Genomic DNA, 14,719 nt, shown 5'->3' with positions numbered 1-14,719 from the left:
TTTAATTATTGATATACCAAACTTAAGTTCTATTATAATTATAACCTATATATAAAACTTTTAGTTTAACTAACTAATTTATCCTATAACAAAAACATGGATAATTTTTATTACCCATGTTGAAAAGTTTCTTTATATTTTAATATTATTTTGTATCATTGCTCTTTATATTATCAAATTCTTCTTTTAATATTCCCATTATAAAAGTATCATGGTATTGACCTTGTGCAAAATATCTTTTTCTCTTCTTTCCTTCAATTATAAATCCGCACTTCTCATAGCAATTTATAGCTCTAGTATTATAATCAACAACTTCTAACTCAGCCCTTTGCGCTCCTCTATACATGAATAGGTATTCCAATAAAACATTTATAGAATCCTGTCCATATCCTCTTCCCCAGAATTGACTCCCAATAGTAATTCCAATGGAGTATATATTATTTGTATCTTCAAACTCTTTATATGTCAGATATCCAACCAATACTCCTTTTTCGTTTATTATGCTTAATGTTTTTCTAGATATATTCATTATTTCATCAAAATGCTGCATAACAGATTCTATTGAAGGGAGAATCATATTTCCACCATCAAACTTTCGAATCTCTTTATCAGTAGAATAATTATAAAATATATTTACGTCTCTTTTTTCCACTGATCTTAAATATATCTTCTTTCCTTTTAACAAACTTACACCTTCTTAAGCAAGCAATAATACTCTTTTATTATATACCCTGTAAATATTTGGTTCAATATATACACTTGTTTAGTCTATGAAAAGTTTTATAAGCACTTATATTATTTTATAATTAACTAATAATTCTGGACCTCCGATTATTTCTCTCCTAACTGTAAGAACACCATTTTCTAAAGACTTTATACTCCACTTAATTAGAGATATCTTTCCCTTTTCTATCTCAATAGAACTTACTGAATAAGGATGAATACAGCATCCATCGTTAAAATATGGTATTTCATCAGGCTGTGGCAGTCTTGATCTATGGGTATGACCAGCTACTATTGGTTGGTTATTTAACTTCACCCATTGTTGAAGTTTTTTATCTACTTTTTTTCTTTTAGTATTACTTCTGGCAGGACTGGTTCCATTCTTAAAACCTAAGTGACCTTCTAAAAACGACCAAACATATCTAACTATGAATGAAGCAAATGGCTCAAGATTATAATTTATCTTATCAACTTGGTGACCATGTATTACAAATAACCTTTTTAAATCTTCATAGTTTAATACTAATCCCTCGTATATCGGCAAATCATGAAATAGATTATACACATCATTTTCTTCTTCATTTCTATCTATTCTATCTATCATATGTTTAAATTTTTTAGTAGCCTTTATCTCATCATGATTCCCATATAACATATATAATCTATTATCATACTTAAACTTTAAAAGAAGCTTAAATATATCTGGATAGGTATTATATATGTCTTCTATATTTTTAACTTTCCACAATTCATCTCCGTCTCCAATTTCAATATAGGTAAAATTGTTTCTATAGTAATAGTTTAATGCTGTCATATATATATTAGCATTTGGCATAAGATCATCTTTATAAGTCCCATCCCCTCTATGACAATCACTAATAAATGCAATTTTATTATCTTTATTGAAGTAAATTTCTGGAGACTTACTCATTACCCTTGTCAATATATCTTTCTTCATACAAAAATCTTCATGTAATATTATTATGCTTTATCATTATATGCTTCAGTAAGTAAATGGATACTTTAATTTTAAAAACAGCTAATTCATAGCTTACTTTTTACAAACTTTAGGTATTAAAATATCTGTAAAAACAAAAAACACTCAGTTTTTCAACTGAGTGTTGCTGGCGGAGAAAGAGGGATTTGAACCCTCGCGCCGGTTACCCGACCTACGCCCTTAGCAGGGGCGCCTCTTCGGCCACTTGAGTATTTCTCCACATGCCCTACAAATTAATCTTTAGTTATTTAAATGGCGGAGAGAGTGGGATTCGAACCCACGGTACGGTCACCCGTACGCCGGTTTTCAAGACCGGTGCCTTAAACCAACTCGACCATCTCTCCATGTCAACGACAGTTTTTATTATATCAACTAAGAATTATTATGTCAACATAGTATTTGAATTTTTATTGGAACTTTTTATGAAATATATTTTTATAAAACTACATGTATTTAATTATACTGATCCAACATTATAATAGTATACTTAATTTTATAAATTCTATGTATTCAAATATAAATATAATAATATTCACTTATCTATAAATTTTACGTTATTATAATTTCATAAAAAATTACTGAAGTAAATTGCTTTAGTTTTTTGACATCTGCCCTTACAGATGTATATGAGAAAAACCTTGCTGTAGATATATTCTTGTTTTTACTTCCTAATTTACATTAAGTTTTAAACCTGTTAATAATAAAGAGTTCCTATATAAAAACTTAAGTTATACATGTTTGATAATCGCAGCTTCTGGGGATTTTCGGGCAAGTACAAATTAATAGTTGAGTTAGGAATCCTATATTTACCCAAAAATCTAACTGAATTATAAATAGCTAAAAATAAAAAAAACATTTAGTATAAACTAAATGCTTCTGGCGGAGAAAGAGGGATTTGAACCCTCGCGCCGGTTACCCGACCTACGCCCTTAGCAGGGGCGCCTCTTCGGCCACTTGAGTATTTCTCCATGTGTCCTACAAATTAAATTTTTATAAAAAAAAATGGCGGAGAGAGTGGGATTCGAACCCACGGTACGGTCACCCGTACGCCGGTTTTCAAGACCGGTGCCTTAAACCAACTCGACCATCTCTCCGTGTCACATTTGATATTATATCAAGCTATATATATTATGTCAACACAAAATACAAATTAATTTAAATAATTTTATAAGTTTTTTCTTATGAATATTATTTTTATTGAAAAAGTATTTTATTTAATAGTATATTTTTGATAATCTTTAAGGTAAATAAGAAAGATGTAGTTAAATATGAAATAACTCTACATTTAACCGCATCTTTCTTGTATAATATATTTGATAGTAATGAGCTACTAACATTTTCATGTTTAAAATAATTTATAATTTTTTAATGCACTGGGCTGAGTGATTTTAAATTTATATAAATTAATCTTTTAACTTGAATATCTGTACGCTACATATAAAACTAAATTGATTATAAGAAATATCTTGGGCTTTGACATTTCTATTAATACAAAATATTTTTAGTATGTGATACTTTTAGTAGCTCTTTACTTAACACATGGGCATATTTAAACAAAATAAAAAAGAGCCATCATCCCATATAGGGACGAAAAGCTCCGCGTTGCCACCCTAGTTGATAAAAAAATATAATCTTTTTATCCTCTCAATTTATATAACGGTATACCCGTACTACTCATCGTAGTCCCTCAAAGGTGGATTCATAATTACAAACTATCGATTTACACCAACCATCGACTCTCTAAAAATCTGATAATTACTACTAGCCTTATCAGCAGTTTATTTATATAATTTAATATATTATATTCCACTTATTGATATATTGTCAACATTTATTCTAATAAACATTAAATTTATTAATCTTTTGTTATATTTGCTGTACTTATTATATCTATTCCAGTATTCAATATATTTTTACATATTATATCTCCCATATACATTGGTGCTCCAACATATATTCTTGATAAAACCTTAGATAATTCTAGCCATAAACTTTTATCTATAGGTTCACTACTCTTAACTGAAACTAAATTATATTTACTCGACCCCTTAACCCTAACTACACTCGTAAATATCTCTTGATTCTCCAAAATAAATCCTCCACTAGATACCTTCAAATTCCTTTATTCTTGATACAAGAACCTTAGAATTTTTAGAGTCTTCAACTATTTCTGTTAATTTTTTATCTGTTTCTCTTGCGATTATATCTATTATTTTATCTATACAATATGCACCTTGGCAATTTCCAAAGGTAGCTCCCGTTCTTCTCTTAACACCCTCTACAGTTCTCGCACCTAAGGGTCTTCTTATTGAATCAATTATTTCACCTTCTGAAACTTGATTGCATAGACATACTATTTTCCCATATCTTTTATCTAAAGATATAATTTCATTCCTTTGCTCTTTACTCATATCTCTAAATCTATAAAATTCTCTTCTTTTATCTACAAAGTTTCTTTTTAATGTTGAGTTTAGATTATCTACAATAGTCTCACAAATCATCTTAGCTATAGATGGTGCAATAGTTATATGGGCATAATGATCTCCTGTAACCTTTATATACCCCTTCATTAATTGATCATCATCAATAAACATTACATCTTTTCTGTAGTCTTCATAAAATATACTATTTACATTATCCTTAGTGACAGATGGGAGTATCTCAGCTGCTTCCCTTAATATCTCATCAAAGTCCAGCAACTTTTCTGAGTTTATTCCAACCAGTGTACTGCCACTTAAGGTTGGTGTCTGAAAAGTGAATTTATCTTCAGAATTAATCTTCATAACTAAATTAGATAGATTATGTTCGAAGGTTTCATCCAATACTAAATAATGCATCTTACTTTCACTATCATTAATTATTGTTCTATTTAAATCAATTGTATAATTATCCCCTGGAATTGTATTTATAACCACTTTACAAGTAAACTTATTTTTATTTGTAGTTACCTTAAATCCCCTAGCCATTTTTTGAATATCTTGCACAACCTCTTCTAATCTAAAGTTAACTCCATTATCAAAAGCAACTTCTGCGTATGCTATTGCCAAATCATAAGGGCATATTACTGCAGTATTTTCAGAGTATAACGCTTTTTTAAACCCAACTCTAAGATTTGGTTCAATATCATAAACTCCTTGATCATCTATGAGATAAATATTGTCAATTCCCCTACTCTTTGCAGTCTTATACATATCTTCAATAATCTCTACACACTCATCAGTATCTGCTATCCTTAAAGATCCAATCCTCTTAAATGGAACATTAAACTTTTTGGTTATTTCAGCAAGTATTGAATTTCCCATATGCTCAAGGCTACTCATAAGATCATCTTTAGTTTCTGATCCATCATATATTACCGCTGTGTTAGCAAATGATATGTCATCAGCCACATCATAATCCTTCTCTATAACTGCTATATTTAAATTGTATTTTGATAACTCATAGGCAACAGCACATCCTATTATCCCACCACCTAATATCAAAACATCATAATCCATATTATCCTCCTAAGTGCTTATATTATTGGTGAACACTACATATTGTAGTAGTTCACCAATAAACTTAATTCACACCATATATTACTTTTTCATATTCTTAAGAATGTCACCTAATTGCTTTATATATTCTCCATAGGCAGACCAATCTCCTGCCTTCTGAGCATCTAAAGCCTTCTGGTATAACTCATTTGCTTTACTAATATCATCATTACTTACATTACCACTGTTGCCATTTTCAACATTACCCTTATTATTGTTTGTATTATTTTCTACAGGTCTATTTGACTGATTTGTGTAATTGAATAACTTTTGTAATGCCTTTTCTACCGTTTCGTCTCCAACTATTTTTTCTCCATCAGACAAAATTATCTTTCTCACTTCTGGCAGTGATTTTTGTACATCTGCCTTTAAGTATAGGGTCTCTAAATAGAACAATGAGTCGTTTATAGGTATTATAACTGTATCTCCATATTCTACTTTTGAACCTTTTCCTTCCCATAAACTTATTTCCTTAGATATATCTGGATCCGCTAATATCTTGTTCTTTAACAATGATGGACTCAAAATAGTTTTTTGTGGAGGAAACTTATACATTACTAACTTTCCATAATTCTCTCCATCCATTCTAGCACCTAAAAGTGATACCATGTTTTGTTTACCTTTCATATTAAAGTATTCAAACATGACCATCTCAAGATTCTTTTCTCCAGGTAACCTAGTCATAAGATATAATGATTCATTTACATCTTCTTTTCCTTCAACACTCAATATATTTGAGGATACTTCCCATAGATCATCTTGTGTAAAAAACACAGTTGGGTCAGTAACATGATATTTACCAAGTACATCACATTGAATATTAAATATATCATTTGGATATCTTAAGTGTTCTCTTATTTCTTTTGGAAGAGTATCTCCATCCTTAAATAATCCTTTAAAAATTTTAGAATAACTAGCAGCTATAGGATCGTTCTTATCAACAATATAAAAATTTGTATCTCCATTATAAGCATCTATTACAACCTTTACTGAATTACGAATATAATTAAATCCATTGTAGGGTTGGGAGTAAGGGTATTTATTTGAGGTAGTATAAGCATCAACTACCCAAAATATCCTTCCATCCTTTATTACACTATAAGCATCACTATCGTAACTTAAAAATGGGGCTATTTTCTTAACTCTATCCATTATATTTCTATTAAGAATTATCTTACTATCACCTTTTATATCACCTGACATTAGAATTCTAACATTACCTTGATTAACTGAAAATAATACCTTATTTAAAAAGTTCATTTTAATTCCAGCTTTTCCTTCATATCTATTTGTTTGTGTCTCTCCAGCCTTTGGATAATCAAATTCATCAATATCAGTATTTACTACAACATATTCATTTGAGCCTTCTCCAAAATAAATCCTAGGGTTATCTAACTTTATATCTGTTAAATTCTCTGTGGGTATATCTTTCATTACAAAATCCGGTTGTCCTTCAGAGGTAACTGAATTTACCTTACTCATAGTAATACCATATCCATGTGTATATCTTAGGTGCATGTTCTGCCAGGTGTTTATATTGCTATAATCTAGTTCTCTAGGTGCTACAAATACTTGAGTATATTTTCCGTTTATATTATATCTATCTGTATCACCATCATTAAATTTATAGTAGTTTTTCATAACTTGAACCTGATTATAAAAATTTAATACAGGACTTATAGAATTTACCTTCAGGTTTTCTATTATATCCGTATTATTTTGTAAAACCTTATCACTCAAGTTTTGCTTCGGTTCAAATTCATTTTCCTTAATCTTATCTATATTAAAAGCCTTTCTAGTAGCATTTATATTGTTACTTATATACTGCTTTTCAAAATCCATTTCATTTGACTTTACAATAAACTGCTGAAATACAGATGCAACTATAGGTTCACAAATAATCATTACAAATATAAGAGCTGCAACAGTAATAATGGGCTTAATTTTAGCTCTTAGAATACTAACAAATACTATTATTGCTGATACTAAGCTAACTATAGCTATAGCTCTATAAAATAATAAAGTTATTCTTATATCAGCATACCCTGCTCCAAAAACAGTTCCCCTAGCACTATATAATAAGTTATATGATTTTAAAACATAACCTCCTGATATCATAAACATTAATATTGCTGAAACTATAGCGAATTGCTTACCTGCAAAGTTTTTAAACACTTCACTTCCATTTGTTCTCCAATTACCTTTATCAGTAACATTTCTTTTTAACTTTACCACTAGATAGTATACAACTGTAATAGCAATTATTGTTATTATTAATGATAACAATACATTATACAATGACTGGATAAGTGGTAATTTAAATATATAAAAAGATATATCATGCCCAAATATAGGATCCTTATCATTGAAATTAACTGAGTTAGTAAATTGTAAAATTGTATACCAATAAGTTGATGCAGTATAGTATGATATTATAAGAGATAATATTAAGTTTCCTACAATACTAACTACTTTTATATATCTTTTCTTCTTTCCTTCAAGCTGAGTAAGCAAACTTTTAGTTAACGATTTTAAATAAAAATGTACTACAATAAAACAAACCGCAAATATAGGTACCATAAGTTTTAATATCGCTATAAGTTTAGTAAAATATACAGTGAGGTACCCTACTTCTCTAAACCACTGGATATTTACAATTAAGTTTGAAAAGGACAGAATTAGCATAACTATTATAACAACCGATGCTAATAACCAATAAATCTTTTTCATAAATTTCTTTGCCTCCAATATCCTAATTTATAAATTAGATATGATTATTCTGTTATCAAATATCTTTTATTTTTAAGTTCATTTAATATTAATAACATATTTTCTTCTGTTTCTGTAGATATTGTGTGTATATGTACCCCTCCAGTTAACGATGATAAAGGAGTTGCTTTCAGATTATTAAACTTATCTATAAAATTTGAAAGATCATTAAAGGTTCTTAATTTAAGCATAGCTCTTATTTCACCATATAACGGGTGTTCTACAACTACATCTTCTATAACACCACCATATCTTATAATAGTTGCTAATTCATCTTCCATTTCATCTATATGATGATTAACTGCTATTACCCTATTAATCCTATTAGCTGCATTTTTTTCAATTATATAACCATCTGGAGTAGCGATTATATTATTGCCTTCTGCTCTTAGTAATGCTATATCTTTAACAATTACCTGTCTTGTAACACCTAATTCTTTCGCGAAAGAAGATCCCTTTTGTGGTTCTGAACAATCTATCAATTTATTAATTATCATTTGTTTTCTTAATTTAGCTGTGAGCATATAAATCCTCCTATATCAATTTAGCTAATTTTTATTATCACTTTCTTTTACTATATTAAGCATAGCATTATCAGTGTATTTTTTATCATGATGATTTCCTATGACTTGAAGAAATTCTTCATTATAACCATAACTTCGAAGCATCTCAACTCCCTTTTTAGGATGATTATAGTATATATCTAATATTTTTATGTTATCATATTTTCTAATGCTTCCCTTGGTAAATTTATTCAGCAGGACAACAATAGATTTTTCTATAAAGTTTAAAGGTCTTTCACTCTTTCCAATATCATGAAGCAAAGCTGCTTTTGCTAATTGATATTCATCTAAGTTCTCCTTTATGTTTTCATATATTTCTAATGAATCCTTTGATACTCTTATGCAATGATGTTTATCACCAGTCTTTAGTTTATCAAAAAGCTTTTTTTCATGGTCTTCTAAATACTTATTTATATATTCTTCATCTAACTGCTTAAAATTACAGATTATAGCCCACCAAAATTGTTTTACTCTATAAAAAATCATAATTCTTCTCCATTTTATAATTTATATTACATCTTTTACTGAGTATTCTTCAGTAATAATTATAATATGCCAATTTTTATATGTATATAATAAGTAGATTTTCTTAATATAAATTTAAGTTTAAATACAAAAAAACCATGAACATTAAGTTCATGGTTTACTTTGGTGGAGATAAAGAGATTCGAACTCTTGACCCCCTGCGTGCAAGGCAGGTGCTCTCCCAACTGAGCTATACCCCCAAATATGGTGGACCTTCAGGGACTCGAACCCCGGACCTACCGGTTATGAGCCGGTTGCTCTAACCAACTGAGCTAAAGATCCTTACTAACCTGGCAACCACTTACTCTCCCACACAGTCGCCCATGCAGTACCATCAGCCGTCTAAGTCTTAACCTTCGTGTTCGGTATGGGTACGGGTGTAACCCTAAGACGCATCATTACCAGATATTCAGTTTGTAGTCATTAATTTGACCACAGTGAATATTATATCTAGACTTTTTCTTCTTGTCAACAAGAATTTTTTCTAAATATAAGAAAGATTATTCTTTCAAAATTGCACTTAAGTTTACTTTGTAATATCTTGTATTGGTCAAGCCCTCGACCTATTAGTATCGGTCAGCTGAACATGTTACCATGCTTACACCTCCGACCTATCAACCTCGTGTTCTTCGAGGGGTCTTACTAGCTTACGCTATGGGAAATCTAATCTTGAGGTGGGCTTCACGCTTAGATGCTTTCAGCGTTTATCCCTTCCCGACGTAGCTACCCAGCTATGCTCCTGGCGGAACAACTGGTGCACCAGAGGTCAGTCCATCCCGGTCCTCTCGTACTAAGGACAGCTCCTCTCAAATTTCCTACGCCCGCGACGGATAGGGACCGAACTGTCTCACGACGTTCTGAACCCAGCTCGCGTGCCGCTTTAATGGGCGAACAGCCCAACCCTTGGGACCTACTTCAGCCCCAGGATGCGACGAGCCGACATCGAGGTGCCAAACCTCCCCGTCGATGTGGACTCTTGGGGGAGATCAGCCTGTTATCCCCGAGGTAGCTTTTATCCGTTGAGCGATGGCCCTCCCACGAGGTACCACCGGATCACTAAGCCCGACTTTCGTCCCTGCTCCACTTGTGGGTGTCGCAGTCAGGCTCCCTTCTGCCTTTGCACTCTACGAACGATTTCCGACCGTTCTGAGGGAACCTTTGGGCGCCTCCGTTACTTTTTTGGAGGCGACCGCCCCAGTCAAACTGCCCACCTAACAATGTCCCGTCACCAGCTTCATGGTGCCCGGTTAGAATCCCAGTACTGTCAGGGTGGTATCCCAAGGACGACTCCACATCCCCTAACGAGGATGCTTCCAAGTCTCCCACCTATCCTGTACAGACAATACCGAAACTCAATGCTAAGCTACAGTAAAGCTCTACGGGGTCTTTCCGTCCAATCGCGGGTAGCAAGCATCTTCACTTGCACTACAACTTCGCCGGATTTACAGTTGAGACAGTGCCCAAGTCATTACGCCATTCGTGCGGGTCAGAACTTACCTGACAAGGAATTTCGCTACCTTAGGACCGTTATAGTTACGGCCGCCGTTTACTGGGGCTTAAGTTCACCGCTTCGCGTTACCGCTAACGATTCCCCTTAACCTTCCAGCACCGGGCAGGCGTCAGCCCCTATACATCAGCTTTCGCTTTAGCAGAGACCTGTGTTTTTGCTAAACAGTTGCTTGGGCCTATTCTCTGCGACCTACTCTCGTAGGCACCCCTTCTCCCGAAGTTACGGGGTCAATTTGCCGAGTTCCTTAACTGTAATTCTTCCGCCGGCCTTAGGATTCTCTCCTCACCTACCTGTGTCGGTTTGCGGTACGGGTACTACATTTCTCCCTAGAAGCTTTTCTTGGCAGCGTAGAATCAAGTACTTCAGCCTAAAAGGCCTTCCCCATCACACCTCAGCTAATACAGGCGGATTTGCCTACCTGTATACCTAAGTGCTTAGACTAGCATCCAATAGCTAGCACACTCTATCTTCCTGCGTCACTCCATCGGTAATAACGATTTGCAGTAGTATCGGAATATCAACCGATTGTCCATCACCTACGCCTTTCGGCCTCGGCTTAGGTCCCGACTAACCCTCAGCGGACGAGCCTTCCTGAGGAAACCTTAGGTTTTCGGCCACTAGGATTCTCACCTAGTTCTCGCTACTGATGCCAACATACTCACTCGTAATCAGTCCACCGCTCCTTACGGTACGACTTCAGCCCGATTACGACGCTCCCCTACCCCAGCAGATAAATCTGCTAGCCGTAGCTTCGGTGATAAGTTTGAGCCCCGAACATCTTCGGCGCAGGATCTCTCGACTAGTGAGCTATTACGCACTCTTTTAATGAGTGGCTGCTTCTAAGCCAACATCCTAGTTGTCTTAGAAATCCCACATCCTTTTCCACTTAACTTATACTTTGGGACCTTAGCTGACGATCTGGGCTGTTTCCCTTTTGACTACGGATCTTATCATTCGCAGTCTGACTGCCGGACTAATACTATATGGCATTCGGAGTTTGATAAGGTTCGGTAAGCGATATGCCCCCTAGCCCATTCAGTGCTCTACCTCCATTAGTCATATCCGACGCTAGCCCTAAAGCTATTTCGGGGAGAACCAGCTATCTCCGAGTTCGATTGGAATTTCTCCGCTATCCACAGCTCATCCCATGGTTTTTCAACACCAACGTGGTTCGGTCCTCCACGAAGTTTTACCTTCGCTTCAACCTGGCCATGGATAGGTCACCCGGTTTCGGGTCTACGGCATGCAACTAGTCGCCCTATTCAGACTCGGTTTCCCTTCGGCTCCGTACCTTAAGTACTTAACCTCGCTACATACCGTAACTCGTTGGCTCGTTCTACAAAAAGCACATCATCACACACATATGGTGCTATGATCGGTTGTAGGCACACGGTTTCAGGTTCTATTTCACTCCCCTCCCGGGGTTCTTTTCACCTTTCCCTCACGGTACTTCTTCACTATCGGTCATCAAGTAGTATTTAGCCTTGGGAGGTGGTCCTCCCTGCTTCCCACAAGGTTTCACGTGTCTCGTGGTACTCTGGAGCAGAACTATGGTCTTCTTGTTTCACTTACAGGACTATTACCTTCTACGGTGTATCTTTCCAGATATCTTCAATTACAATAGCCACCAATGTTATGTTCTGTCCGCAACCCCAAAGATAAATCTTTGGTTTGGGCTCTTCCGATTTCGCTCGCCGCTACTGACGGAATCGATTTTTCTTTCTCTTCCTCTAGGTACTTAGATGTTTCAGTTCCCTAGGTTTACCCTCCTATAGCTATGTATTCACTATAGGATACGTAGGGTTACCTACGTGAGTTTCCTCATTCGGAGATCTTTGGATCACAGGCTATTTGCGCCTACCCAAAGCTTATCGCAGCTTGTCACGTCCTTCTTCGGCTCTTGATGCCAAGGCATTCACCATGCGCCCTTTGTAGCTTGACCTATCAAATCAAATTTGAGTTACAAATTTGCTGATTTACTAAAATACTAGCGTGCATTTTAGCAATCAATTTATTACAAAGAATAGTAAATATCTTTACTTTAACTTATGTGCAATTTTCAAAGAACAATCTGAGATACTTGGTATCTCAAAATTAAACAGAGAGAGATTCTAACCAGAATTCGTATATATTAAGCCTGAAATGCATCAGTACTTAATAATTTCTCCATAGAAAGGAGGTGATCCAGCCGCAGGTTCTCCTACGGCTACCTTGTTACGACTTCACCCCAATCGCTGACCCTACCTTCGGCTGCTGCCTCCCTTACGGGTTAGCTCACAGACTTCGGGTATTGCCAACTCTCATGGTGTGACGGGCGGTGTGTACAAGGCCCGGGAACGTATTCACCGCGACATGCTGATTCGCGATTACTAGCAACTCCGGCTTCATGTAGGCGAGTTTCAGCCTACAATCCGAACTGGGACAAGTTTTTGAGATTTGCTCCACCTCACGGTCTTGCGTCTCTTTGTACTTGCCATTGTAGCACGTGTGTAGCCCTAGACATAAGGGGCATGATGATTTGACGTCATCCCCACCTTCCTCCCGGTTAACCCGGGCAGTCTCGCTAGAGTGCTCAACTAAATGGTAGCAACTAACAATAAGGGTTGCGCTCGTTGCGGGACTTAACCCAACATCTCACGACACGAGCTGACGACAACCATGCACCACCTGTCTTCCTGTCGGTACCAAAGGTACCGACTTCCCCGGTTAAGGGTAATTCAGGAGATGTCAAGTCTAGGTAAGGTTCTTCGCGTTGCTTCGAATTAAACCACATGCTCCGCTGCTTGTGCGGGCCCCCGTCAATTCCTTTGAGTTTTAATCTTGCGACCGTACTCCCCAGGCGGGATACTTATTGTGTTAACGGCGGCACGGAGGTGTTGAAACCCCCACACCTAGTATCCATCGTTTACGGCGTGGACTACCAGGGTATCTAATCCTGTTTGCTCCCCACGCTTTCGAGCCTCAGTGTCAGTTACAGTCCAGAAAGTCGCCTTCGCCACTGGTGTTCTTCCTAATCTCTACGCATTTCACCGCTACACTAGGAATTCCACTTTCCTCTCCTGCACTCTAGATATCCAGTTTGGAATGCAGCACCCAAGTTAAGCTCAGGTATTTCACATCCCACTTAAATATCCACCTACGCTCCCTTTACGCCCAGTAAATCCGGACAACGCTTGCCACCTACGTATTACCGCGGCTGCTGGCACGTAGTTAGCCGTGGCTTCCTCCTTGGGTACCGTCATTATCGTCCCCAAAGACAGAGCTTTACAACCCGAAGGCCTTCATCACTCACGCGGCGTTGCTGCATCAGGGTTTCCCCCATTGTGCAATATTCCCCACTGCTGCCTCCCGTAGGAGTCTGGACCGTATCTCAGTTCCAATGTGGCCGATCACCCTCTCAGGTCGGCTACGCATCGTCGCCTTGGTGAGCCATTACCTCACCAACTAGCTAATGCGCCGCGGGTCCATCTTATAGCGGATTGCTCCTTTGATTTTCATTTCATGCGAAACGAAAATGTTATGCGGTATTAATCTTCCTTTCGGAAGGCTATCCCCCTCTATAAGGCAGGTTACCCACGTGTTACTCACCCGTCCGCCGCTAAGAAAGTTCCGAAGAACTTTCTCCGCTCGACTTGCATGTGTTAGGCACGCCGCCAGCGTTCGTCCTGAGCCAGGATCAAACTCTCAATTTAAAGTTTAATCATAGCTTACTTACTTAGTAAGTCTTTTTTCAAAAGAATTGCTGGTTTAGTTTAAGTCTAATTTTAGACTTTGTTTATCTTCTCTGTTTAATTTTCAAAGACCAAGTTTTTGTTATCGCTCATTTGCGACTTCTTTATCTTATCACTTGCAAACTTTCTTGTCAACATTTTTTTAATGTTTTTTTGTTTGCTTACGATTTTGCATCGCTGTGACGATGTTTATCTTACCATTTTAAAAGTTCATTCTTATATTATTACAAAGTGATTACAAAAGACTAATATGCTTTTTCTATTTATTTCTCTTATTTACTAACTATATCCTATATTGACACACCTGGTTATGTTTTCATGAAATAAACACTTTTTAAATCTAATTAACCTTTATATAAAGCTTA

The 14,719-nt window shown here is 35.8% G+C and carries 7 protein-coding genes, 6 tRNA genes, 3 rRNA genes and 1 other annotated feature; all 16 genes read right to left on the bottom strand.

Features of this window, described 5'->3' with window-relative positions:
• Positions 1-145: 145 nt before the first annotated feature.
• Positions 146-685 carry a GNAT family N-acetyltransferase gene (locus tag bsdtw1_RS21925; RefSeq protein WP_183279589.1) on the bottom strand — a complete coding sequence of 180 codons (540 nt, stop codon included), beginning with the start codon at positions 683-685 and terminating at the stop codon, positions 146-148.
• Positions 686-790: 105 nt separating this feature from the next.
• Complete coding sequence (locus tag bsdtw1_RS21920; protein ID WP_183279588.1) at positions 791-1,681, bottom strand: metallophosphoesterase; 891 nt, start codon at positions 1,679-1,681, stop codon at positions 791-793.
• A 167-nt stretch (positions 1,682-1,848) separates the two neighbouring features.
• A tRNA-Ser gene (locus tag bsdtw1_RS21915) sits at positions 1,849-1,939 on the bottom strand.
• Between the two features lie 34 nt (positions 1,940-1,973).
• Positions 1,974-2,064 (bottom strand) — tRNA-Ser (locus bsdtw1_RS21910).
• A gap of 533 nt (positions 2,065-2,597) precedes the next feature.
• Positions 2,598-2,688, bottom strand: a tRNA-Ser gene (locus bsdtw1_RS21905).
• Between the two features lie 35 nt (positions 2,689-2,723).
• A tRNA-Ser gene (locus tag bsdtw1_RS21900) sits at positions 2,724-2,814 on the bottom strand.
• Positions 2,815-3,300: 486 nt separating this feature from the next.
• Positions 3,301-3,503 (bottom strand) — a binding site (T-box leader).
• 72 nt (positions 3,504-3,575) lie between these two features.
• Positions 3,576-3,809 carry a DUF1667 domain-containing protein gene (locus bsdtw1_RS21895; protein ID WP_183279587.1) on the bottom strand — a complete coding sequence of 78 codons (234 nt, stop codon included), beginning with the start codon at positions 3,807-3,809 and terminating at the stop codon, positions 3,576-3,578.
• 13 nt (positions 3,810-3,822) lie between these two features.
• Positions 3,823-5,217, bottom strand: coding sequence for an NAD(P)/FAD-dependent oxidoreductase (locus bsdtw1_RS21890; RefSeq protein WP_183279586.1), 1,395 nt, complete (start codon positions 5,215-5,217; stop codon positions 3,823-3,825).
• Positions 5,218-5,298: 81 nt separating this feature from the next.
• A complete protein-coding gene (locus tag bsdtw1_RS21885) occupies positions 5,299-7,986 on the bottom strand; it encodes a UPF0182 family protein (protein ID WP_183279585.1) in 2,688 nt (895 codons plus the stop codon).
• A gap of 44 nt (positions 7,987-8,030) precedes the next feature.
• Entirely contained in the window at positions 8,031-8,549 is a 519-nt protein-coding gene (locus bsdtw1_RS21880) for a transcription repressor NadR (RefSeq protein WP_183279584.1), read from the bottom strand.
• A gap of 24 nt (positions 8,550-8,573) precedes the next feature.
• Entirely contained in the window at positions 8,574-9,074 is a 501-nt protein-coding gene (locus bsdtw1_RS21875) for an HDIG domain-containing metalloprotein (protein ID WP_183279583.1), read from the bottom strand.
• Positions 9,075-9,237: 163 nt separating this feature from the next.
• Positions 9,238-9,313, bottom strand: a tRNA-Ala gene (locus bsdtw1_RS21870).
• A gap of 5 nt (positions 9,314-9,318) precedes the next feature.
• A tRNA-Ile gene (locus bsdtw1_RS21865) sits at positions 9,319-9,395 on the bottom strand.
• 6 nt (positions 9,396-9,401) lie between these two features.
• Positions 9,402-9,519, bottom strand: a 5S ribosomal RNA gene (gene rrf, locus bsdtw1_RS21860).
• Positions 9,520-9,659: 140 nt separating this feature from the next.
• A 23S ribosomal RNA gene (locus tag bsdtw1_RS21855) occupies positions 9,660-12,565 on the bottom strand.
• A gap of 230 nt (positions 12,566-12,795) precedes the next feature.
• Positions 12,796-14,315: ribosomal RNA gene (locus tag bsdtw1_RS21850) — 16S ribosomal RNA — on the bottom strand.
• Together the 16S, 23S and 5S rRNA genes with 2 tRNA genes alongside form the textbook arrangement of a ribosomal RNA operon.
• Between the last annotated feature and the right edge of the window lie 404 nt (positions 14,316-14,719).

Source organism: Clostridium fungisolvens, from assembly GCF_014193895.1.
GTDB lineage: Bacteria > Bacillota > Clostridia > Clostridiales > Clostridiaceae > Clostridium_AR > Clostridium_AR fungisolvens.
The sequence above is the reverse complement of the archived record's forward strand: the minus strand, read 5'-3'. Positions and strand labels throughout refer to the sequence as shown.

What these genes read in the sequence shown, in the direction of transcription:
- bsdtw1_RS21920 (WP_183279588.1), bottom strand. Translation starts at nt 1,681, where the DNA reads ATGAAGAAAGATATATTGACAAGGGTAATGAGTAAGTCTCCAGAAATT.
- bsdtw1_RS21890 (WP_183279586.1), bottom strand. Translation starts at nt 5,217, where the DNA reads ATGGATTATGATGTTTTGATATTAGGTGGTGGGATAATAGGATGTGCT.
- bsdtw1_RS21885 (WP_183279585.1), bottom strand. Translation starts at nt 7,986, where the DNA reads ATGAAAAAGATTTATTGGTTATTAGCATCGGTTGTTATAATAGTTATG.
- bsdtw1_RS21880 (WP_183279584.1), bottom strand. Translation starts at nt 8,549, where the DNA reads ATGCTCACAGCTAAATTAAGAAAACAAATGATAATTAATAAATTGATA.
- bsdtw1_RS21875 (WP_183279583.1), bottom strand. Translation starts at nt 9,074, where the DNA reads ATGATTTTTTATAGAGTAAAACAATTTTGGTGGGCTATAATCTGTAAT.